The sequence below is a fragment of the Gilliamella sp. M0320 genome, assembly GCF_016101635.1.
Taxonomy (GTDB): domain Bacteria; phylum Pseudomonadota; class Gammaproteobacteria; order Enterobacterales; family Orbaceae; genus Gilliamella; species Gilliamella apis.
In genome coordinates, this window is the sequence record NZ_JACFQD010000001.1 from 254,659 (window position 1) to 278,710 (window position 24,052).

The following is a 24,052-nucleotide window of genomic DNA, read 5'->3' on the forward strand; positions in this document are numbered from 1 at the left end:
CGGTGGTAGGAAACCTCTCCCAAGAATCAATAATCTCGGTAGCTTTAAACCCTTTATTTGGAATCCAAATTTGGGTATCGTCTTTTTCCCATGGATATTTATTAAAAAAATTATCATATTCTTGCTGTGTGTAAGCAAATGGGGGGGGAACCTTTTTCTAATGAAGGTTGTAGCCAACAGACTTTAGGTAAACCAGAACCAGATGATCTAATATAGTAAGTTTTGCTGACGCTAGGATAGTGATTAATATTAGGTAATCCATAAATGGTTGAAAGTTCTGAATCAGTAGTCTCTAAAGTTAATGTATAATAGCCTACACAACTGTCTAATTGATCATTCAGTTTGATCTGATTATTTTTATTATCTTTAATTTCTAGTTTTAAAGTTCCAGTTGCTTTAAATCCATCATCACCATCATTATCTTCAAAATATTGTTTATCAGTTAAAATTGTTTCGAGCTCTACTTGTTCATTTTGATAACCTGAAATTAATGTGACAATTTTATCAAAAGTATCAATAGATTCAGGTAGATCAATTATTTCATCAGGAGAAGAGTTAAAATCAGAGTGATAATAGATTAAGTTTGGGTCTTCAACTGACGTTGGTTCACTACTGGATGGTGTTGTTTGAGAATGATCGCCATTTTTTTTAATAGCTATCCAGAGTAGATCAGAGATATCGGAAGGTGTTCTATCTTGATTTGCTGAAATATAGGGCGGTGTACCATTAATGGCTGAAGCGGTTACTTCAGTTAATGCTGGGACTGAAAAGCTATAAAATAGACTTAATATAACAACAAGAGTATATAATTTTACAGTTACAGTTTTAACTGTAAAAATAACGTATTTTCTATCCATGATGACGTCTTTAAATTAGCACATTTTCCATTGCATTGCTTTTAAGTAAATATTCTTTATAAGTATTTATATTATAATAATATTAATTGTTTTTATTGTAAATCATTTGGCGGTTTATTTTGTTTAAATTATGTTCTTAAAAAAACTAAAATGGCTCGTATCTTTTAGCTACAGTGAATTGTTTAAGTTGACAATATTTCTATATAATAATATTTAATTATAGTAACTAAGTTACTACTAATTAAATTTGATTGATGCTATATTCCTATAAGCATTTAGATCGTAATTTTGGCAAAGATATCTGATTAATCAAATTTAAAATTTCTATTAAGTATTATTTACTCACAATTAATAAGATGGGGTCAAAAGATGAACATTGTCGAAATTTCTCAAAAACGCTATACCACCAAACATTATGATAAAACTAAAAAAATTCCTAAAGAAAAAATAGAACAATTACTAACAGTTTTAAGAAACAGTCCGTCTTCAGTTAATTCACAACCTTGGCATTTTTATATTATTGATAATGATGCTGCTAAAGATAAAATTTTACCGGCCATAGCAGAATTTAATCAGCCACGCGTAACCGATTCATCTCATACTATTTTATTTTGTATTAAATCTCCTTTAGAAGATGCGCATTTAGTTAATTTGCTTAACCAAGAGGAGAAAGATGGCAGATTACCATCATCCGAACTTAAACAAACTCAGGATGAGTCAAGACGTTTCTTTGTCACTAAAAACAGTAAGACAATTGAGTCCCAACAGAGTTGGGAAGGCAAACAAACTTATTTAGCATTAGGACAATTACTTTTTGCCGCCGCTGCTATTGGTGTTGATTCTACCGCTGTGGAAGGCTTTGATTGTGACAAAATGGATGAAATTTTAGAATTAAAACGAAAAGGCCTAAAAAGCCTAGTTATTGCAACATTAGGTTATCGTTCTGAAAATGATGGTAATGCCCATCGTCCAAAATCACGTTTACCAGAAGAACAAATTTTCACTTTTTTATAACAAATTACCGCTATAACTTATCCCACCAGATGAACAGTGGGGTAAGTTTACGAGTGTTATTTTAAATAAAAATTATTATATTGCATTAGTTTATCTTCAAGAACTTGTCGTTGTTGCGGTGTAAAATCCTCGTTATAAAATAGATAACCACTATTACAATTTATAATAAACAGATAACCTTTTTTTACCTTTCTTATTTTGTGTAATTGATCATACTTTATAACAGTAGTACTTAATTGGGTTTTAGCTGTCATTGTAAATCTATCTTCATAAAAAATGACCTTTGAACAAATAAAAATTTTATTACTTGTTTTACACCAATTTTCAGCTGAAAATTTCAAACCAGGTTTGATACTGAAGTAGATTGCAATTGAATATATAATTGTAATACAAACGAAAAATAATGCATGGCTAGAATCTTTTATTAAAAAATAGCACGGTAAAAACATTACAAGTATATAAATAGGAGTCATTATAGATTTTTTAAACAATAAATAATAAAAGCAATAATAGATTCTATTAATATCCATTTTATAGGTGTCTATCTCTGCTATTTGGTTTTCTAAATTTTTTCCTAAATAATCACATAAAAAATCATGAATAATTTCTAGTTAATCTGATTTGAAAGACTGTTGACTAACAAAATAAAAATCTTGATTATTGATAAAAAATAAATAGCCGTTTTCAGTTTTATTAATGCAATATAAATCTTGATAGTAGAAAGTGTTGATTTCATTTTTATCTTTATTAAAAATGACTAATTTTTCATTATTAAACGACATAGTAAAGTGTCGCATATTATCAGGTGTTGAATCATTCAATTTTTGCGCGAACTCATGGTCTAATACGCCATATTTTGCATAATAAGCATCTAACCAATACTGGGTATTAACATAATATTCAATAACTACAGTTTGTTTTTCCATTTTATTCCTTATAAATTATTTAGTATGCTTATACAGATTTTTCAATAAACAATCATATATAAATTGAATATTGAATTATATATTAGTTGATAGTTCTTCCATATTTATAACATAATTCATAAATAACCCTAGACCACACAGCTAGAATCATTACAATATACGCCATCAATCACATAGCAATACTACTTGCTAGTTTTAATTAATTAAACGGATAATGATTTATGGCGCAATATGTCTATACCATGAACCGCGTGGGGAAGATTGTTCCTCCTAAACGCTATATTTTGAAAGATATCTCTTTAAGTTTTTTTCCGGGAGCTAAAATTGGTGTTCTCGGTTTAAATGGAGCAGGTAAGTCTACATTATTACGCATTATGGCTGGCGTAGATACCGAGATTGAAGGTGAAGCTCGTCCGCAACCGGGTATTAAAATCGGTTATTTACCTCAAGAACCTAAACTTGATCCTAAACAGACTGTACGTGAAGCAATTGAACAGGCGGTTGGTGATGCTAAAAACGCATTGGCCCGCTTAGATGAAGTCTATGCCGCTTATGCCGATCCTGATGCCGATTTTGATAAATTAGCGAAAGAACAAGCCGAGCTTGAAGCAATAATTCAATCGCAAGATGCCCACAATCTTGATAACCAATTAGAGCGTGCAGCTGATGCCTTACGCCTACCGGATTGGGATGCGAAAATTGAAAATTTATCAGGTGGTGAGCGTCGTCGTGTTGCTATCTGCCAATTATTACTTGAAAAACCAGATATGTTATTAATTGACGAACCAACCAACCATTTGGATGCTGAATCGGTTGCTTGGTTAGAACGCTTTTTACATGATTATGAAGGTACAGTGGTTGCTGTTACCCATGACCGTTATTTCTTAGATAATGTTGCTGGTTGGATTTTAGAACTTGACCGTGGTGAAGGTATTCCATGGGAAGGTAACTACTCATCTTGGCTTGAACAGAAAGATCAGCGATTAGCTCAAGAAGCGGCAACCGAATCGGCGCGTCGTAAATCAATTGAAAAAGAATTAGAGTGGGTACGGCAAAATCCAAAAGGTCGTCAAGCAAAAAGCAAAGCACGGTTAGCGCGTTTTGAAGAATTAAATAGTAATGATTACCAGAAACGTAATGAAACCAATGAACTCTTCATTCCACCTGGGCAACGTTTAGGTGATAAAGTTATCGAAGTGGCTAATTTAACCAAATCATATGGCGATCGCGTATTAATTGATAACCTCTCATTTAGCATTCCGAAAGGAGCCATTGTGGGTATTATTGGGCCTAATGGTGCCGGTAAATCGACGCTATTTAGAATGTTATCAGGTAAAGAGCAACCGGACTCCGGTACGATCACTTTAGGTGACACAGTACAACTTGCTTCTGTCGATCAGTTCCGCGATAGTATGGATGATAAAAAAACCGTTTGGGATGAAATATCCAACGGACAAGATATTATGCGTATCGGTAATTTCGAAATTCCAAGCCGTGCCTATGTCGGACGCTTTAATTTCAAAGGCGTTGATCAGCAAAAACGTGTTGGTGAGCTGTCTGGTGGTGAACGCGGGCGTGTACATTTAGCTAAATTATTACAAGTTGGTGGTAATGTACTATTACTTGATGAACCGACCAATGATCTTGATGTTGAAACCTTGCGTGCACTGGAAAATGCCTTATTAGAGTTTCCGGGCTGTGCGTTAGTCATTTCGCATGACCGCTGGTTCTTAGACCGTATTGCCACTCATATTTTAGATTACCAAGACGAAGGGCATGTTGAGTTCTTTGAAGGTAATTTTACTGAATATGAAGAGTGGAAAAAACGTACCTTAGGGGCAGAGGCGCTTGAACCTAAACGAGCTAAATATAAACGAATTAGCAAGTAGCTTTTAAGCTCCATTCTATCTACCGCCGATGTTATCGGCGGATTGTCTTATCATAGCCATATAATCAACTTTTAAAGCAATGATTTGGATGTCTTAACCAACTTAGCAAAAGTATCGGTTAATAATCGAGGAATGGCTGTAATACCACGCGCTTTTGCATCATCACAAACCGCAATCGCTAAATCTGGTTTAGAACTTTTGTGGATTGCTTTTTGAATAATTTTCGGTACTGACATATCAATATGGGCAACGGTATTATAAGCAGCTAACTTATATACGTGACTAAAACCATGTTTAAAGAGAAAATTTTCAATGTCACGGGCTGGCAATACGGTGATATAATCATTTAAATTTTCGCCGGGTGCACATTGTGATTGTACCGTCTCAGCATATTTTTTCCCTGCCATATCACCATCAGTAATGACATACCAGCGGATCCCCATTTTATTAGCATAGTGAATTAATGGTTTTAAACCACATTGAGCAAATTCTAACAACTGGATCCCCTCTGAACTTAGATGATAGCCACTTTGTTCGGCAAGCTCTCTGAGTAGCCATACTTCAGTTTCACCTTCAACCAATAACCAACAACGGGCAAATAGCGCAGTAGGGCGTCGATAAAGGACATGGAATAAAATGCGTCGACTATCGCCAACACTTAACCCATGAGGAGCAATATACTTACTGACAATTTGATCGGGTTGGCGGATCAATCGGTAAATACTCTCTAATGGAAACAGAGAAACTAAATCACTTGAGTTAGAGGTAATAATTTTTTGGGTAGGTAAATTTTTTAACAATCGGAAGCCAACCGATAGAATAATTGGATGTAACTGGCTTTCAGGTTCTTCTAAAACTAAAATTGGCACTGAACTGTGAGAGAGAGGATTATCTCCTTTAGCATTAACAATCGAACCAAATATACCTAAAAGTGCGGTGCGAAGATAATCATTATCTAAATCATCTAAGACATTATTGATTCGTTCGAGCGAATTCCAATCCTCGGTTTTCGGGCTATTTTTTTGTGCTAATTGTTTATATTTAGATCGTTGTTGAGAATCAACAAAATAGTATTCTAATAACGAACGAGCAGCTTGTAAGCCACGATTAAGCTCATCTTGACTTAATTGTGCCGAGTGTGCTTTTAATTGATCAGATAGTTGTTCAATAAAGTATTGTGATAAAGGTTCATTTGTGACAGGTAAATCCTTAGCATTCACTGAATTTTTAAGCGGCATGACCGGATTTAAATTAATCAAAATAGCGATTAATAATTTTGGATTATCTAGATTTAACCTTTCACCATATTCATCCAACAAATTATGTTCAGTGATAATAGTATCACCATTTTTTTTGGCATTAATTTGGTAAGTAATTCGATATAGATTGTCTGCTGGTGAGCGATAACTAACTGCTGTCAGAGGCTGATAAGCTTGTTCAGTTAATTGATTTGCATAAGATTCACAATAAACAACATTTATTGAAATGTGATTACCATCATCCTTATCATAATAGAAATCTGAATCTACAAATTGATAAAATTTATTATCTAGAGTTAGCAATTTTAATGCACTGATTAAACTAGATTTACCCCATTGGTTTTCACCAATAAGTACGCTAGATTTAGCATTAAGCTTTAACGAAAGTTGCTTAATCCCCCTAAACCCTTTGATATCAATTTGTTCAATAAACATGCCATTTCCTTATGATTAAAGATGATACTTTTCAGTTCTTTTAGCGATGCGCTCAGCTTTTTGCTTAGCACTAGCAATTAATTTATGTTCATCGCGCAAAATGGTTTTAATTGGTTTATTAAAATAGTTTCTTAAAAAACGCCAAATATCACGTTGGTTAAGTCCAATATTGATTGATGAAAAGTAAAGTCCAATTAAATCTTTATCACGCCAACGGGTAGGAACTTTATTACGTGTTTGTGCACGATGAAGATCAATTACCGAGAGTTTTATTTGCTGATTATTTTCAAATAAAGGTAAATCCAATAAAAAATGACATAAATAACAATCACGATGATTCACGCCTGCTCCATGCATTTTTGCGGTCATATTTGCTAAATAAATAGTTAATGATCGTTTTAAATGGTAGCTAGGTGGGTTAGTTAGCCATGGTTTAGTAAAATCTTCTAAACTGATAGTTGGATTAAGGTCTTTGGTAATAATAAATGAATGTCGAGTAAGTGGATTTAATCCTTTACGCCCAAAAGCTCGCCCATCCATGGTATTGACACCAACTTGCTCTAAACGATGAATTGCATCCCACTCTTGTTTAGCATCTAAAACTGGTAAACGTAGCGAAATGAGGTTTTTTACAATCTCTTTTACCGTTGTACCGCGGTGAATTTTAATGAAATATGATTGATCTTCTAATTGAAAATTAAGGGTTTTACGTTGTTTTACGGCACGGTAAACCTTACCTGAAATTAATTCCACTTCATTAAATGGATCTTTACCTTGCCATAATTGTTGAAAGGGTGATTTAAGTTTAATCTCATTCATAATGACATCCTAAAATAATGTCTGCTGCTCGTTGGGCTAAATGATATAAATCTTCACTATTACCATAAGCAATGGCATTGTTATGCCAATTAAGCCATTGCTCTTTATCTCTAATTGATTGTTCTAACGCTTGATCTAAAATGTTTTGCTTATAAGGTTCTGATAATACAATACCGGCATTAGCTTGGCTAATGTGATAAGCATATCCGGAAATACCTGATACGATCACTGGAACCCCTGCAGCTAACGCTTCAATCAAAACCATACCGGCCGCTTCTTGCCGTGCAGGATGTAGTAATAAATCAGCTGAAAATAAAAAATCAGGAATATCATTACGACCAGAAAAGAATCTCACCTGTTTAGCAATAGCTAATTCATCGGCTAACTTTAGATATGCCTCTGGTTTATCTTGGCCAACCACCAAATAGGTAACTTTTTGCTTGAGGTCATTAGGTAAAGCCGCAATTGCTTTCAATGTGCGATCGACGCCTTTACGTTTAAAATCTGAGCCAATTTGCACAATTACAAAATCATCTTGGCCAATTTGATTAGATTGTCGAAATTGTTGACGTTTTTGAGGAGCATCAACGCTATATTTTCGATCTAAAGCAATGCCGGGCGGTAATAAAAAGAATCGTTCATCTTGAGTATGATAATGGTTTTTAAAATCTTGAATTTGTTGCTTTGTTAACACCATGATTTTGGTGGACGAACTAGGAGCAAATACCGCTTGTTCAAATGCCAAATAGTGTCTACAACGTTTTGATAGTTTATAAAAAAAGCCTTTATGGGCAGCTTTTTCAGCAAAACAAGTATCACCAGCAAAATAGACATCCAAGCCTGGCATTTTGTTAAAGCCTACCACACAATCTACAGGATTGCTTTGTAAGTGAGCCTTTACCCAATGGTAATAAGCTTGATTACGGCTATGGTTAGATAATCCTTTTTTCGGAACGATGATGATATCAAAACCAGCTGGTTTATCGCCTTGCCAATCCAATACATAAACACGGATTTGATGTCCTCGAGCTTGGCAAGCAGTAGCAATTTGCAAAAAATCGCGTTGCAAACCGCCAAAAGGGAAAAATTTATAAATACAAAAAGCTAGTTGCATGCAGATTATCTCAAATAATAAAACATCATTATATACTTGTTGTTAACAAAGGTACAAAAATACCCAGATGTTAATAATTATTTCAAACATATTGCTATGTAGCAATATACAATAAACCTATTGTTTTAACAGTAACGAAACGAAAAAACACTAGATTAAATAGCCTATTATTCCTAATACATAGCTATATTTTAATTTATTAAAACGTATTCTGATGAATTTATAAGTTCAATATCTAACGAGTAAATATGTTGGCTAAAAAATTTGAGGAGAGGGGTTTTTGAAGCGGAAATTTATATAATTTAATTAACAAATTCAGTTTTTATCGCAACTATCAGTATTAAAAATAGGCTTTCCTCAAAATTTTTAAAATATTAATTATACTTTATTGTTTGAAAGAATAGGTATCACCAATAGCACTACCTTGAGCACCAAATTGTCGTAAATTATGATCAACTGCATTCATTGATTGCCAATGGTTTTCACACCAATCAGGGGCTAGTAAGGTTGGTTTTCTGGCATTGGCTGAAATCCTATGGTATAAAATATTGGCTGGTGTTTGTCGAATAATATCACCGGCAATATCGACATAATCTTCAAGAGATAACACATTGATCCGCCCAGCTCGCCATGCTTTGGCCATAATACTGCCTTCAACAATATGTAACGGATGAATTTTTAAACCATCAACGCCACTGTCTAATACTTTGTTTAAAGTGACGAGATTGTCTGGTTTAGTCTCTTTGGGTAAGCCAATAATAAGGTGAGTACACACTTTTATACCTAATTGTCGTGCTTTTTGTACCGTTTGGTGATAATCCGCAAAGGTATGACCACGATTAATATGGTGTAATGTATTGTCATGAGCGGTCTGTAAACCGAGTTCTAACCAAACTTCGTAACCTTGATTTTGATAATCAGCAAGCAAATCTAATGCTTCTTGGGGTACACAATCAGGACGTGTACCAACACAAAGACCAACAATGTCGGCACTGTTCAGCGCTTCTTGATACATATTTTTAAGAATTTCAACTTCAGCATAGGTACTAGTATAAGCCTGAAAATAAGCAAGATAACGTTTAGATTTTTTCATCTGTTGCGCTTGGGACAAAAGCTGATCTGAAATTGATTTAATCTGTATAGACTCATCAATGATCGACGCTACATTGCAAAAGGTACAGCCACCCTGACCAATGGTACCATCACGATTGGGGCAGCTAAAACCACCGTGTAAAGTGAGCTTATAGATTTTTTCGCCATAGCGACGTTGCAAATCGGAACCAAATGTATTAACGACTAAATGAAGTTGCATGCGATACCAAATAAAATTTTTGCTTATTCTACCAATATATTTCAGATACTCAATTGCAATTAAGCTAGAGATAATGATTAATAAGATTATTATTCTCTAATACATTGTTTGCATTATCAAACTAGATAATTTATCAATGATAATGGTTTTAAAAATTTTGAGGAAAGGGGTTTTAGTAGGCTAAATGATATTGTGCTGTAAAGCATTTTAATTATTATTCTAACTATCTATAAATATTATTTATAACTTCAAAAAAAGATTGAAATTAAAGGTCGATTAAGTAAGGATAATAGCTCATGATGTTTTTTTGTGCTAATTAAATACTGAAGTCGTTACGTTGATGTAATTGCTTACAAGGAGCCAATATGTTTAATAAACAAATGACGATTGCCGATTATGATCAAGAGTTATGGGATGCCATTAAAGGTGAAGAACAACGCCAAGAAGATCACTTAGAACTTATCGCATCGGAAAACTATACCAGCCCAAGAGTGATGCAGGCGCAAGGTACGCAATTAACTAACAAATATGCGGAAGGTTATCCAGGTAAGCGTTATTACGGTGGTTGTGAATATGTTGATATTGTTGAGCAATTAGCGATTGAACGGGCTAAACAGTTATTTGCTGCAGATTATGCCAATGTGCAACCACACTCAGGCTCACAAGCCAATTTTGCAGTCTATATGGCATTGCTAAAACCAGGCGATACTGTGCTAGGCATGAATTTGTCTCAAGGTGGCCATTTAACTCATGGTTCACCAGTTAGCTTTTCTGGTAAGCTCTACAATGTGGTTGCTTATGGTGTTGACGAAACTGGACATATTGATTATGACCAATTAGCCCAGATAGCCTTAGATTCAAAACCAAAAATGATTATAGGTGGTTTTTCTGCTTATTCTGGCGTAGTTGATTGGCAACGGATGCGCGAAATAGCTGATAGTGTTGGCGCTTTCTTATTTGTTGATATGGCTCATGTGGCTGGTTTAGTGGCAGCCGGTGTTTATCTAAACCCAGTACCATTTGCTCATGTCGTGACAACAACAACGCATAAAACCCTTGGTGGGCCACGTGGTGGTCTTATTTTGGCCAAAGGTGGCAGTGAAGATCTTTATAAAAAATTAAATTCTGCAGTCTTTCCTGGGGCGCAAGGTGGTCCGTTAATGCATGTCATTGCTGCCAAAGCCGTTGCCTTAAAAGAGGCGATGGAGCCTGCTTATAAAGAGTACCAAAAACAAGTTGTTAAAAATGCTCAAGCGATGGTTGATGTGATCATCAAACGTGGCTACAAAGTCGTGTCAGGCGAAACTCAAAATCATCTATTCCTAATTGATTTGGTTGATAAAAAGATAACAGGTAAAGAGGCGGATGCAGCTTTAGGTAGTGCGAATATCACCGTCAATAAAAATAGCGTACCAAACGATCCGCAAAGCCCATTTGTGACATCAGGAGTGCGAATTGGTACCCCAGCTGTGACTCGTCGAGGTTTTAAAGAAGAAGAGTCTCGCGAATTAGCTAACTGGATTTGTGATGTGTTAGATAACATTGATGATGAACAAGCTATTCAAGCGGTTAAACAAAAAGTATTGGCAATTTGCCGACGATTACCCGTTTATCAACATTAATAAGAAAATTTCGCCGACGTAATGTCGGCGAAAAATATTATAGCCTATTAGTTTTTCTGTTCGTTTTGAGTTTGGTTTTGGGTTAACTGTTGTTGCTGCTGTTTAAAATAATTGGCAATATCATTTTTAAACCAAAAAGCCGTACCGACGATTACGACACCTAGTAAAATTGCTGACCAGAATAGTATTCGGGCTTTTTTATTGCGTTTTTTTAAAGGGTCAGTTAAATTACGTCTTGCATTGGCAGGTAATTCGGCTTTACTGGTAAGCAGACCACCAAGCAGTAAATTGATTTTAACTTGTCCATTTATCGCCCAACCAGAAGCTTCAAGTAATGGCCCAAGTGTTCTCCTGCGTAATTTTAACCAAGCCAATATTACTGATGGTCCAGATATAATCAAGAACAAACCTAAAATTACTAATGGGAATTGCCACCATGTAAGCGAGAAGATAGCTTGAAAAATAGTCGCTAAAGCGGTACCAATGGCGCCAATAGCTAAACCAATAGCTGCAAAGATACCAACACTTTTACCAATATCAAATTTGCTTTCAGGATTTTGTACCGCTTGTGTACTGGTTTTCTCAAGGTTAGCATCTTTATTGCTGGCCCATTTATTTATTTGTTCAGTAATTAAACGGCCAATACGTTGATAAGGTGCCCAAATAGCTTGTTGGATACTAATTGGTTTAGTAATCATCTTAACCACATTTGCATCCCAATCATTACCTTCATTATCAATAAAGACGCCATTGCGGCCTTCGATTAATAAATCACCTTGTCCAGCGGTAATTGCTGCAGCAATTGTCTGTTTTTGACCGTGTCTTGTGCATTCACAATAAAGTAAACAAAGTTCAGAGTAATTGGCCATGGTTGAATGTTTGGCGATATTATCAACGGCAACGCAAAGCGTAGCACAGCGACCATCAATATAAAGCTTACCTAATTGAAAAGCCGCATAATGGTCAAGTGAGAAGAACTCAGCAAACGAAGCAAAGTTAATTAATAAACGATAAAGATGTTTTTGAAATAAGACTAGTTTTTCTAATACAAAAACATCTGAGGCTGAAATAGGTGTTTGGTTATCCTGTTCGACCATTTTTTCAAATTCGCTTAATAAATTATCATTAGCTAAATTAGCGATCTGATTGCTAGGAATATCCTCAATACTCGCAGTAGGTTTAGTTGCTACGTTTAATTGCTGCATCTCAGGTTTAGAACTAATTAACGTGGCATAGGCATTAAGACCCGTTTGAATATCTTGCCACTCTTGTGCTGTTAATTGGTTAGGATCGGCTAAATGGGATGCCACTAAAGCCCTAAATCGAATAATTTTAGTTTTCCACAGTGGATTAAGGCCATTAACCAGATCTAATGCGTTATTGGTATCAATTTTAGATAGAGGTAGCTCAGATAAAGCTTCATCAGAAAGTAATCCATTTTGGGTTGGGACAATATATTTCTCGTCAACATTTAACGCTGTTTGTGCCTGAGGTGCGTATTGTGCTAATTCAACACGCAAAAAGTAGTCATCAATTTTTGGCTTTAATTCTTGAACTAATTTCCATATTTCTGAGCGGTTTTCGCCAAAAGGTGTTTCGGTATTACTGATATCAGTTTGCCATTTTTGCCAACTTTTTAAGTTCTTAACAAAAGTTTGCACAATCTCTAAATTAATTCCATCCTGACCACTCATATCTTTTTCGGCACCAGTTGTTTTTATTGCTGCCTGAATAAAATTTTGCATTTCTGGTGATAATTCGGCTGAAGGTGGAAAAATTAAATCGCCATTGTAGAGTTTGCTGGCATTAATTTTAAGTGATTGCTGGACATCATCTTGCGTTAAATAATCGGCTTGGCTCTTATTTAAATTCGCCAAAATACTATGCGCAGTAACTAATAATTTTTTACCTTGTTCTGTTGAATCATCGATTTGCGATAGTGGCAATGTTTCTGAGGATTGTACTATATTATCGAAAGAGACGATTTTATCTTTTGCCCAACTAATTGCATCTAAAATATCGGGAATACGAATACGGCCATCGTTATCAGAATCTAACAATTGTAATGTTCTTTGATCAAAATCTAAACCGGTTGTCGGGCAACTAAGTGCAACCCATAATTTAGGATCTAAATTGGCTAAGTTAATAATGTCATCGGCATTTTTTAATACGACTTGATCTAATCCACCAACACGTTGAAATGTCCAAGTATGACTCATAATCACCTCCATACCGAAATATTATTAATATATTCAATTATTAATAAGTATAACAGTATTCATTTTTTTAGAAGAGAATTGGAATGCTCACGTTTTAAGAGCCGTTAATTGTATCTTTGATAATTGATTTTGGTTGCCAAGCGCAACTTTATGATAGAATACCGCCTTATTATTTAATATCCAAATAAAAACCACAAATATGTCATTAATTAATCTTACCAATGCCTATTTATCATTTAGTGATGCGCCACTTCTTGATCATATTGATATGTCGATAGAAACTAACGAGCGAGTCTGTCTTGTTGGTCGTAACGGCGCCGGTAAATCAACTCTGCTAAAAGTGCTGAATAAAGAAATACCACTTGATGAAGGACAAATTGTTTATGAAAACAACGTTATTGTCTCTCGATTGCAGCAAGATCCACCTCGCGATATTCAAGGTAATGTTTTTGATTTTGTTGCGGAAGGTTTAAAAGAACAAGCGCAATTATTAAAAGATTATTATGCATTGTCACATCTGGTTGAAGCGGATCCCAGTGAAAGTAATTTATCGAAATTAGCTAAAATGCAAGAACAGCTTGATCACCAAAATGGTTGGCAGTTGGATAATCGAATTCGTAATGTTATTTCTTCACTGTCATTAGATGGCGATGCGTTGCTCTCATCATTATCGGGTGGTTGGCTGCGTAAAGCAGCATTAGCCAAAGCACTGGTTTGCCAGCCATCAGTACTATTGCTTGATGAACCAACTAACCATTTAGATATCGATACCATAAAATGGTTGGAAGAGTTTCTAAAAAGCTTTAATGGCAGTATTGTTTTTATATCGCATGACCGATCTTTTATTCGGCAAATGGCGACGCGGATTATTGATTTAGATCGCGGTAAGGTTGCTTCTTGGGGCGGTGATTATGACAGTTATTTGCTAGGTAAAGAAGAAGCGCTGCGTGTTGAAGAGTTACAAAATGCCGAATTTGATAAAAAGCTCGCCCAAGAAGAAGTGTGGATCCGTCAAGGTATTAAAGCTCGTCGAACTCGTAATGAGGGTAGAGTGAGAGCATTAAAAGCGATGCGGCAAGAATATTCACAGCGTCGTCAAGTTATGGGCAATGCAAAAATGCAGATCGAAGAAGCACTGCGTTCAGGTAAAATTGTCTTTGAGCTAGATAATGTCAGTTATCAAATCGATGATAAAGTGTTGGTTAAGGACTTCACGGTACAAGTGTTACGTGGTGATAAAATTGCTCTAATTGGCCCCAATGGTATTGGAAAAACCACATTATTAAAACTGATGCTGGGTAGTTTAGCACCGACCTCGGGAAGTGTTCATTGCGGAACCAAACTTGAAGTGGCTTATTTTGATCAGTATCGATTAGAGCTTGATCCTGAAAAAACCGTTATGGATAACCTGGCAGAAGGTAAGCAAGAGGTGATGGTAAATGGTCGCTCAAGACATGTACTTGGTTATTTGCAAGATTTCCTCTTTCCACCAAAACGCGCTCGAACACCGGTCAGAGCACTCTCGGGTGGTGAACGAAATCGCTTATTATTGGCAAAATTATTTTTAAAACCAAGTAATCTATTGGTGCTTGATGAACCAACTAATGACCTTGATATTGAAACGTTGGAACTATTAGAAGAACTTGTTAACGATTATCAAGGAACGGTTTTATTAGTTAGCCATGATCGGCAATTTGTCGATAACGTAGTTACCCAATGTTGGTTTTTTGAAGAACAAGGCCGAATTGGTATTTATGCTGGTGGTTATACTGATGCTTTACAGCAACAACAGCAAGCTAAACCAGTGAGTGCTCAAGCTACCAATAGTAAGAGTAATGAATCAGCTAAAAGTGACAGCAACAAAACCAATAGCTCAAACCAAACGCCAGAGCAAGCGGCTAAAAAGAAGGTTAAATTAAGCTATAACGAGCAACGAGAACTCGCCCAGTTACCTAATAAAATCGAGGAATTAGAAACAGCTATTGCCGATCTTCAAGCACAAATTGGCCATAGTGACTTTTTCAATCAACCTCATGAAGTCACCAGCCCAATATTGCAATCTTTAGCTGATAAAGAAGCCGAACTTGAAGTAGTCTTTGAACGTTGGGAACAGTTAGAAGCATTAACTCAATAAGCGCTCAATGTGAGCGCTTATGCATGACTACCAAGTTTTTTTGGATAAAAAGTAAAAGAGTATTAGCGCTATAATCACAAAAATAGCACCAACAAAACCAATATAATGAGTGGATAAGTAAACCAATACTTGGCTGCCGACAAAGGCGCCACCACCGATACCGATATTATAAATACCCGAATAAACCGAGGTCGCAATATCAGCTGCATCAGGTGCAGCATCAATAACTTTACTCTGCATCACCATACCAATAATGGTAATCGCAAGCCCCCAAACCATACCTTGTAGTATTGCGGTTATGAGACTAAAAGAACAAACATAAAGCGATAATAAACAAATAATTAATAATATCACCGGCATAACTAAGATGGCGGTTGGATGTGGTTCGGAATATTTGGCAAAAATTAAACTACCAATCATGCCTGAAAAACCGACAGCTAATAATAAGCTCACGACAATTTGTTCACTAAAGCCACCAACATTAAGCATAAATGGCGTTATATAAGTATAAGCGGTAAAATGGCCGGTAATAATAATAGCAGTTAACAAATAAATATTTAGTAATACAGGTCGTTGAAGTACTTTAGGAATGGCTTTTAGTGAAATTGTGTTCATACTAGGCACAGCTGGTAATAAACAAAGTAATGAAGCCATTACACAAAATGCGATAAACCCGATACATAAAAATGTGACTCGCCAGCCAACCAATTGGCCGATCATTGTTCCAATAGGAATCCCTAATACTGTTGCCATTGAGGTGCCAACCACAATAAAGCCCATCGCTTTAGCTTTTTTACCATTGGGTGCTAATCGAACCGCTAAAGGCGTGGTAATGGCCCAAAATACCGCATGGGCGCAAGCAATACCGATTCTAGCAACCATTAAACTATAAAAACTCCAAGCAAAGCCAGCCAAGATGTGACTAGCAATAAATAAACAAAATAGAAATATAAGTAGTTTACGGCGTTCCATTTTTGCGGTTAATACCGTTAAAGGTAAAGATAATAACGATACCGCCCAAGCATAAATAGTTAATAATAGCCCGGCATGCGCAACATCCATCGAAAAACTTTCAGCAATATTCGGCAGTAATCCAACTGGTACAAACTCTGTGGTATTGAATATAAACGCAGCAAGGGCAAGGCAGAGAATCGACGACCAGATTCGAGACCGTTTATTAGCATTATTCATGATTAATGTTATAGAAGGGATTGAGATTCAATAAGCTGATTATAGCTGAATATTATTGACTATTAAACAATGATGGCAAATAAATCATCAGATTAAATTAGTTATTTTTTTGTTTAATCAGTGAGCTATTTTGCGACATTAAAACATATAAAAGTATTAAAAGAATCATTTAAAACCGATTATATTTGGGCTAGTTTATGCTTGCTCGGAGCAGTGTTTTTTATGTTCAAGGATAAAATTATCGCTTAATAGCAATATTCATAGTCAAAATATTATACAACTTGTTTATTCATCGCCATAAATTATGCGGTTATCAAAAATCTTCAGCAATCAATAGTAATGTGCTGTTCTTCATAAAAAAATTTTGCTAACTAGTGTTTACTGTTTTATTATCAAACTGTACTGTATTTATAATAATTATTGCTAATCCCATTATATAAAACTTGCCGTTTCTTTATTGGTTCTATTAAGTTGCGTTGTCATCACTAATTAAAATAGTACTTAGGAGATATTTATGCGTAAAAAGTTTTTATATTCATTAGTAGTATCTATTTTATTTTGTTTTAGTATCCATGCCATTGAGGTTAAAGATGTAACCACAAATCCGAATGATTTTTATCTTACCCAAGAACAAGCGCCAGATAGTTTACATTTATTACCGCCACCACCAGCCTTTAATAGCGTTGATTTTTTAAGAGATAAAGCCATGTATGATTGGGGAAAATCCATGCGAAATACTGAGCGAGGTAAACAAGCTTATCTTGATGCTGATTCGAGTAAAGATAATGTTACTAAACAGTTTTCAGCCGCTTTTGGATATGATATTTCAATTGATACCTCGCCTGAGATTTATAAACTTATTACCACAATGAAAGAAGATGCTGGCGATCTAGCAACTCGATCGGCTAAACAATATTACAACCGCATTAGACCATTCTCATTCTTTAATGAAGCCACTTGTCGCCCTGAAGACGAAAAAACGTTATCGACCAATGGTTCATATCCTTCCGGACATACTACAATGGGATTTGCTATAGCATTGGTCTTAGCTGAAATTAATCCTGCACGGCAAAATGAAATTTTAAAACGAGGTTACGAAGTTGGTGAAAGCCGAGTTATTTGTGGTTATCATTGGCAAAGTGACATTGATGCGGCAAGAGTCATGGCGGCGGCAGTAGTTGCACAGTTACATACTAATTCTGCATTTATTGAACAATTAGCTAAAGCAAAAGCTGAACTGAATCAATTTCAATAGCTATAGGGTGTTTGTGGTAACTAAATCATTTTCTTATATTGGTTGTTATCCTTTAACAACCAATATTAATTTCCGTTATAGCGCCTTAAATGATATATCCGGCAAAATTGTTTCTCCTTGCCAATACAGTTGACTAGCAACTTGTGCGGCAATATTACAATATAATTGCGTAAATTCACTATCAGGATGACTGACTACTGTTGGTTGTCCAGAATCAAGATCTTGGCGTAATAAACGGTGCAGCGGCATTTGACCAAGTAATTTTGTTTGGTATTTTTCAGCTAGACGCTTAGCACCATCCTCACCAAAAATCGCTTCATGGTGACCACAATTTTCACAGATGTGATAACTCATATTTTCAATAATACCAAGAGTTGGAATATTCACTTTATTAAACATCGTGATGCCTTTTTGCGCATCAATTAATGCAATATCTTGTGGTGTGGTAACAATAACCGCTGCTGTAACAGGAATGTTTTGCGCCAATGTTAATTGGATATCACCAGTGCCTGGTGGCATATCAATAACCAAATAATCAAGTTCAGGCCACAGTGTATCTTGTAAAATTTGCAAAAGCGCTTTACTTGCCATTGGTCCGCGCCAAACCATCGCACCATCGGCAGCAACTAAATAGCCAATTGAATTACTAGCAAGGCCATAAGCCATAATTGCTGACATATGTTTATTGTCAGGCGTTAATGGTTGTTCTTTTTCAGTGCCAAGCATGGTTGGGATTGACGGGCCATAAATATCAGCATCTAAAATACCCACTTTAGCCCCTTGTTTTTGTAACGCTAAAGCTAAATTAACTGCAGTTGAGGATTTACCAACTCCCCCTTTACCGGAACTTATCGCAATAATATTTTTGATATTATTAATAGCATGATGACTATTGGCTCGCTTTAATGTGGCAATATTATAGTTAATATTCCAATTCACATTTTCAACACCATCTAATTTAAGTAATAATGGCGTAACTGTTGTTTTCAGATCTTCAAAACCAGTTTGCCAAGCAAAAGGCATGGTCAAGCTAATCATTAGTTCTTGATTAACCCGTTCACATTGGGAAATAGCCCCAAGTTCAATCAGATTTTTCTGTAGAGTAGGGTGACGAAAATTCTCAAGAATTTTTTTTGCTTCCATGTTAATAGACCTTGTATCTAGCTCGTTGGTATATATTCAGTTATTTTACTTCAATTTGTTATAGATATTATCAATAACTTTAATGGACAATAAATTACAAAATTATCGTTTTTTACATTCCAATAAAAATATAACCAGTCCAAAATTGATTGGTTTTATAAAGAAATTTAGGCAAATTATGGCATAAATCTAGCGATAATCACACGATTGTTGTACTATTTCTGCCATTATGAAATTAAAGGTAATAATTTAACATGACAACTCAACGCAAAATATTGGTGACTTGTGCGCTTCCATACGCAAACGGTTCAATTCACTTAGGTCATATGCTTGAACATATTCAAGCTGATGTATGGGTTCGCTACCAGCGCATGCGTGGCAATGAAATCTATTTTATTTGTGCCGATGATGCGCATGGAACGCCGATTATGTTGAAAGCTCAGCAATTAGGCATCACTCCTGAGCAGATGATCGCTGAAGTAAAAGTCGAACACCAACGTGATTTTGCCGGATTTAACATTAGTTTTGATAATTATCATTCAACCCATAGCCCTGAAAATCGTGAAATATCAGAACAAATATATAAACGTTTAAAAGCGAATGGTTATATTAAAACTAAGGTTATTTCACAACTGTTTGACCCTGAAAAACAGATGTTTTTACCAGATCGTTTTGTAAAAGGTACTTGTCCTCGTTGTAAAGCTCCAGACCAATATGGCGACAATTGTGAAGTATGTAGTGCGACTTATAATCCTACTGATTTAATTGATCCTAAATCGGTTGTTTCTGGTGCGACGCCAATTTTGAAACAATCTGAGCATTTCTTCTTTGATTTACCTGAGTTTGCCACAATGTTACAAACGTGGATACGTTCAGGTACATTACAAGAACAAGTTGCTAATAAGATGCAAGAATGGTTTGAAGCAGGTCTACAACCTTGGGATATCAGTCGTGATGCACCATATTTTGGTTTTGAAATTCCTGATGCACCGGGTAAATATTTTTATGTTTGGTTAGATGCGCCAATTGGCTATATGGGATCTTTCCTTAACTATTGTAATAAAAATAATAAAGCGATTTTTGATGAGTTCTGGAATAAAGATTCAACCACCGAGCTTTATCATTTTATTGGTAAAGATATTGTTTATTTCCATAGTTTATTTTGGCCAGCAATGCTAGATGGTAGTGAACATCGCAAACCATCAAATATTTTTGTACACGGTTATGTAACCGTTGATGGCGCTAAAATGTCAAAATCACGTGGTACTTTTATTCAAGCAAGTACCTATCTAAAACATCTGGATCCAGATTGTTTACGTTACTATTATGCCGCTAAATTGTCGCCACATATTGATGATATTGATCTTAATCTTGAAGATTTTGTTCAACGAGTTAATAGCGATTTGGTAAATAAAGTGGTTAACATCGCATCACGTTCGGCTGGATTTATTAGTAAAAGATTCGACGGCAAATTATCTGATAATATTGCTGCACCAGAACTTTACGCCTTATTTGTCGAAAAATCGCAAGTTATTGCTGATGCTTTTGAAAAACGAGAGTCAGGTAAAGCGGTACGTGAAATTATGGCTTTAGCTGACGAAGCTAACCGCTACATTGATGAAAAAGCGCCATGGGTGGTTGCTAAACAAGAAGGGCAAGATCAGCAATTACAAGATATTTGTTCAATGGGGATCCATTTATTCCGTATTTTAATGACCTATTTAAAACCTATCGTACCTTCATTAGCTGAACGTAGTGAAGCATTTTTAAATAGTCAATTACAATGGCATACAATTGATAAAGCCTTAACCGGTCATAAAATTAACAGTTTTAAAGCGTTATTCAACCGAATTGATATGGATAAAATAACAACCATGATTGAAGAAACTAAACAGCAAGCTGCAGCAACTACACCAGCAAAAGAAAAGGTAGCCGAACCAATTGCGGAAACTATAAATTTTGACGATTTTGCTAAAGTAGATATGCGCGTTGCCTTAATCAAAAACGCCAGTTTTGTTGAAGGTTCAGATAAATTATTGCAATTAACGTTAGATATTGGTGATGAAACCCGTAATGTTTTTTCAGGTATCAAACAATACTATCCTGAACCAGAAGTATTAATTGGTCGTTTAACTATTATGATTGCTAACTTGGCACCTCGTAAGATGCGTTTTGGTGTTTCAGAGGGGATGGTTCTTTGTGCTAGTGGTAAAGATGACAATGAAGGTGTTTATCTATTATCACCAGATAGTGGTGCTAAACCGGGGATGCGAATCTCGTAAAGATATGTAATCAATTCTTTAATCTGCATCTTAACAAGCTATTAGGCTTGTTAAGATGCTTAAGTAAAATAATATTACAAATAGAAGTTAGTTCTGTTGCTCAATTGATCGTTTGCTAAACCCAATAATAAAAGTTTATTTTGGCAAATAAGTTTGGTGTATTTAATTTAGCGACATTGGCAATGTGCTGACAACTGAGAGAGGTTAGCATGGCAAACAGGGATGTTTGGCAAGGAGCGTTAAGACCGAACGAAGGCGGAAGGCAGTCACATCGTGACCACTTGCGTAGTCGCCGCGGGAGATTGTAAAGAGGGTTCGCGGCAACCCTCTTAACTCGGACGTAATCACCGTATAGAAACAACCACCAAACAACAAAACGTCCGAAACTAAAAGAATAAAAAAAATTGAGGAACGGGGTTTTTAAAACGCAAAATCCATCCAATAAATCGCTAACGCTAGTTATAACATCAGCTAGTAACCAAAAAAAGTTGAGGAACGGGGTTTTTAAAGCCCAAAAATCCCCCTAAAGTTTCTCCGAAATTGGTTTTAAGGGCGTAATTAAAACATAATATTACGTTAAACTTTACAAAAATTAACAATTTAACAGCCTAAATAAGTTGCATGGTTTTTTGCAATCACTATACTTCTATAGCATATTTATACGAATGGATAAATTTTATGCCATTAGGCTTAAAATTTTAAATAAATCATAAAATTGGATTGACAAGGATATCTGATATGGATTATAATTTTCAACACGCAACACGCAACACGCAACCTGCCCAACCTATAATTTCACCTCTCTAAAGTTAAGCTCACACCGTTTATTATTTCACCGCAGTTTATTATTTCAGCAATTTCCAAAATTCCCAAAATTTCAGCAAAATTTTTCAAAATTTCTTGGTTTAGCCTTTTTATCTCGGCAGATAGTTTTCGCATTAACCGTGGTTGTTTTACTGTCTATCTCTTTTTCTAATTATGCATTAACCACTAAAACGACCAATATTATTTATGGCTCAGCACCTTATTTAACCTTTGATGGTGGTCGAACTCGGGTCACAAATACTGAAGCGCTACTCGGGATATCGCTTTCTGATGGAAGAACATTTACTCCGACAACCAATAATTCAAGTTTAGACAATCCTATTGAGTTACCGGTTGCTGGTCAGAGTTTTAATGATATTGGTATGTTGGTACCAAGGAATACTGATTCTATTGCATTAAGTTCACTTATTGGCGCACCGTATAATTATTGGGGTGATGATGATGGTGATGGTCAAGGAGTTAATGGTATCACCGCTACCGGTAGTTTAAAATTATCTATTGTTGATAAAGACAATAATCCTGTTGCCCGTAATGAAGTGCTGACTAGTTGTAATAACGATAGAGCACCTTATAGATTAACCTTATCTAATACTAACGGTACATTAAAAACACGTTATGGAGTACCTAATGAAAGTCGTTTTAGTGCAGATAATGCCACTTATTATATTAAACCTAAGCCATCGCCAGTGATTTGTTTTGTATTGCCTTTTTATGTTCATGTGGAAGGTCTTTCTGATGCCATTTGGGTATATGGTAAGGGTTATCTACCACAGTCAGTTACACCATCGTCTTATGGTTTAAACTTCCCGACTACTGGTGCTCATAGGTTGCATTTTAGGTTAGATATTGCCGGCACTAATCAGGCTTTATCTTGGGCGCCGGTTTCTCATGGTGGTATTACTGCTACTATGACCAATGAAAGTATCGGCCTTAATGGACACCACTACGTTCGATTCACCCTAACGGGTCCTGCTGTTACAGACCTTAATCAACAGAAATCAGATAATCCAGATAGAATCGATAGACCATCTTTACCGCAGACATTTGAGTTAGTCGGTCGTGATAGCAGTGGTAATGCGGTGGTCAAATATGGATTTAAGTTAAAGCAGTGGTTTGTTAATCGTGGTTATTATAGAAGTACCTATTCTAATCTAGAATCTTGGTGTAATAAGATTGGAGGATACCGTGTTCCAAAGGTCAGGGATTTAACAAATGCGACTTGTCAGGGATACGGTTCAGGTCCTGACTGTCAAGGTGCAGTAGGTGCAACGCCTTCGTCAGATGGTAATTATTTCCGGCATCACATTGGTGCAGGATTTCTCTCGGAATGGGGGAATGTGTACCGTTATTATGTCAACTTCCACCCCAGAGTTTGGACGCAAGATAGGGTGGGTAGTCGTCAAGAGCCTTTTTATGTTAACGTTGACGCGCATGGTGACGTGCATTCCGATTCCGAATTTTTGTCAAATCCCGGCGGAGTCTGTGTCTATCCTTAGCTATTATTTCTTAGTTCTTAGGAATTGAAGCTGAGGATAAGAAAAATAATGTTAGGACATTAAACAAACATTGCCCTGCCAAGGCAATGGTGTTGACGCTGACGAAGTCGGCGATAAAAAGCGATTTTGTGGCGCGACATTGGCAATGTGCTGACAACTGAGTGAGGTTAGCATGGCAAACAGGGATGTTTGGCAAGGAGCGTTAAAAGCGAACGAAGGCGGAAGGCAGTCACATCGTGACCACTTGCGTAGTCGCCGCG

The 24,052-nt window shown here is 36.0% G+C and carries 17 protein-coding genes; 7 read left to right on the forward strand and 10 right to left on the reverse strand.

Annotated features, from left to right (window positions below):
* Positions 1–113: 113 nt before the first annotated feature.
* The gene (locus H3T83_RS01160) at positions 114–857 is read right to left on the reverse strand and encodes a hypothetical protein (protein ID WP_198214843.1); all 744 of its coding nucleotides are present in this window, start codon (positions 855–857) and stop codon (positions 114–116) included.
* Positions 858–1,226: 369 nt separating this feature from the next.
* Between H3T83_RS01160 and nfsB the strand changes: the two genes are divergently transcribed.
* Positions 1,227–1,871 (forward strand): oxygen-insensitive NAD(P)H nitroreductase, encoded by a 645-nt coding sequence (gene nfsB / locus H3T83_RS01165; RefSeq protein WP_034902671.1) that lies wholly within the window; start codon positions 1,227–1,229, stop codon positions 1,869–1,871.
* Between the two features lie 611 nt (positions 1,872–2,482).
* Here the strand turns inward: nfsB and H3T83_RS01170 are convergent.
* The gene (locus H3T83_RS01170; RefSeq protein WP_198214844.1) at positions 2,483–2,797 is read right to left on the reverse strand and encodes a hypothetical protein; all 315 of its coding nucleotides are present in this window, start codon (positions 2,795–2,797) and stop codon (positions 2,483–2,485) included.
* 221 nt (positions 2,798–3,018) lie between these two features.
* On the opposite strand from H3T83_RS01170, the gene ettA reads away from it, so the two are divergent.
* The gene (ettA, locus tag H3T83_RS01175) at positions 3,019–4,686 is read left to right on the forward strand and encodes an energy-dependent translational throttle protein EttA (RefSeq protein WP_086320926.1); all 1,668 of its coding nucleotides are present in this window, start codon (positions 3,019–3,021) and stop codon (positions 4,684–4,686) included.
* Positions 4,687–4,757: 71 nt separating this feature from the next.
* Here the strand turns inward: ettA and H3T83_RS01180 are convergent, their stop codons facing one another.
* From H3T83_RS01180 to H3T83_RS01195, 4 genes are all read right to left on the reverse strand, one after another.
* Positions 4,758–6,380: a DUF2813 domain-containing protein gene (locus H3T83_RS01180; protein WP_198214845.1), complete on the reverse strand. Its 1,623-nt coding sequence runs from the start codon at positions 6,378–6,380 to the stop codon at positions 4,758–4,760.
* 15 nt (positions 6,381–6,395) lie between these two features.
* Positions 6,396–7,199, reverse strand: coding sequence for a lipopolysaccharide core heptose(I) kinase RfaP (gene rfaP, locus H3T83_RS01185; protein ID WP_086357474.1), 804 nt, complete (start codon positions 7,197–7,199; stop codon positions 6,396–6,398).
* Positions 7,192–8,313, reverse strand: coding sequence for a glycosyltransferase family 4 protein (locus H3T83_RS01190; RefSeq protein WP_198214846.1), 1,122 nt, complete (start codon positions 8,311–8,313; stop codon positions 7,192–7,194). The genes rfaP and H3T83_RS01190 overlap by 8 nt, the downstream gene beginning before the upstream one ends.
* Before the next feature lie 385 nt (positions 8,314–8,698).
* Complete coding sequence (locus H3T83_RS01195) at positions 8,699–9,625, reverse strand: TIGR01212 family radical SAM protein (protein ID WP_198214847.1); 927 nt, start codon at positions 9,623–9,625, stop codon at positions 8,699–8,701.
* Between the two features lie 365 nt (positions 9,626–9,990).
* Between H3T83_RS01195 and glyA the strand changes: the two genes are divergently transcribed.
* Positions 9,991–11,247: a serine hydroxymethyltransferase gene (gene glyA / locus H3T83_RS01200; RefSeq protein WP_198214848.1), complete on the forward strand. Its 1,257-nt coding sequence runs from the start codon at positions 9,991–9,993 to the stop codon at positions 11,245–11,247.
* A 47-nt stretch (positions 11,248–11,294) separates the two neighbouring features.
* Here the strand turns inward: glyA and H3T83_RS01205 are convergent, their stop codons facing one another.
* Positions 11,295–13,466: a MerC domain-containing protein gene (locus tag H3T83_RS01205; RefSeq protein WP_198214849.1), complete on the reverse strand. Its 2,172-nt coding sequence runs from the start codon at positions 13,464–13,466 to the stop codon at positions 11,295–11,297.
* Positions 13,467–13,665: 199 nt separating this feature from the next.
* On the opposite strand from H3T83_RS01205, the gene H3T83_RS01210 reads away from it, so the two are divergent.
* Positions 13,666–15,600 carry an ABC transporter ATP-binding protein gene (locus tag H3T83_RS01210; protein ID WP_198214850.1) on the forward strand — a complete coding sequence of 645 codons (1,935 nt, stop codon included), beginning with the start codon at positions 13,666–13,668 and terminating at the stop codon, positions 15,598–15,600.
* A gap of 27 nt (positions 15,601–15,627) precedes the next feature.
* Here H3T83_RS01210 and H3T83_RS01215 read toward each other — a convergent pair whose 3' ends face one another.
* Positions 15,628–16,791: a sugar transporter gene (locus H3T83_RS01215; protein WP_198214851.1), complete on the reverse strand. Its 1,164-nt coding sequence runs from the start codon at positions 16,789–16,791 to the stop codon at positions 15,628–15,630.
* A gap of 514 nt (positions 16,792–17,305) precedes the next feature.
* On the opposite strand from H3T83_RS01215, the gene H3T83_RS01220 reads away from it, so the two are divergent.
* On the forward strand, positions 17,306–18,046 hold the full coding sequence (locus H3T83_RS01220; protein WP_198214852.1) for a phosphatase PAP2 family protein: 741 nt from the start codon (positions 17,306–17,308) through the stop codon (positions 18,044–18,046).
* A gap of 75 nt (positions 18,047–18,121) precedes the next feature.
* Here the strand turns inward: H3T83_RS01220 and apbC are convergent, their stop codons facing one another.
* Positions 18,122–19,189, reverse strand: coding sequence for an iron-sulfur cluster carrier protein ApbC (apbC, locus tag H3T83_RS01225; protein ID WP_198214853.1), 1,068 nt, complete (start codon positions 19,187–19,189; stop codon positions 18,122–18,124).
* A 254-nt stretch (positions 19,190–19,443) separates the two neighbouring features.
* Between apbC and metG the strand changes: the two genes are divergently transcribed.
* Entirely contained in the window at positions 19,444–21,471 is a 2,028-nt protein-coding gene (gene metG / locus H3T83_RS01230; RefSeq protein WP_198214854.1) for a methionine--tRNA ligase, read from the forward strand.
* A gap of 795 nt (positions 21,472–22,266) precedes the next feature.
* Here metG and H3T83_RS01235 read toward each other — a convergent pair.
* Complete coding sequence (locus tag H3T83_RS01235; protein ID WP_198214855.1) at positions 22,267–22,410, reverse strand: hypothetical protein; 144 nt, start codon at positions 22,408–22,410, stop codon at positions 22,267–22,269.
* A 5-nt stretch (positions 22,411–22,415) separates the two neighbouring features.
* Between H3T83_RS01235 and H3T83_RS01240 the strand changes: the two genes are divergently transcribed.
* Positions 22,416–23,792: a hypothetical protein gene (locus H3T83_RS01240; protein ID WP_198214856.1), complete on the forward strand. Its 1,377-nt coding sequence runs from the start codon at positions 22,416–22,418 to the stop codon at positions 23,790–23,792.
* The last annotated feature ends 260 nt before the right edge of the window (positions 23,793–24,052 follow it).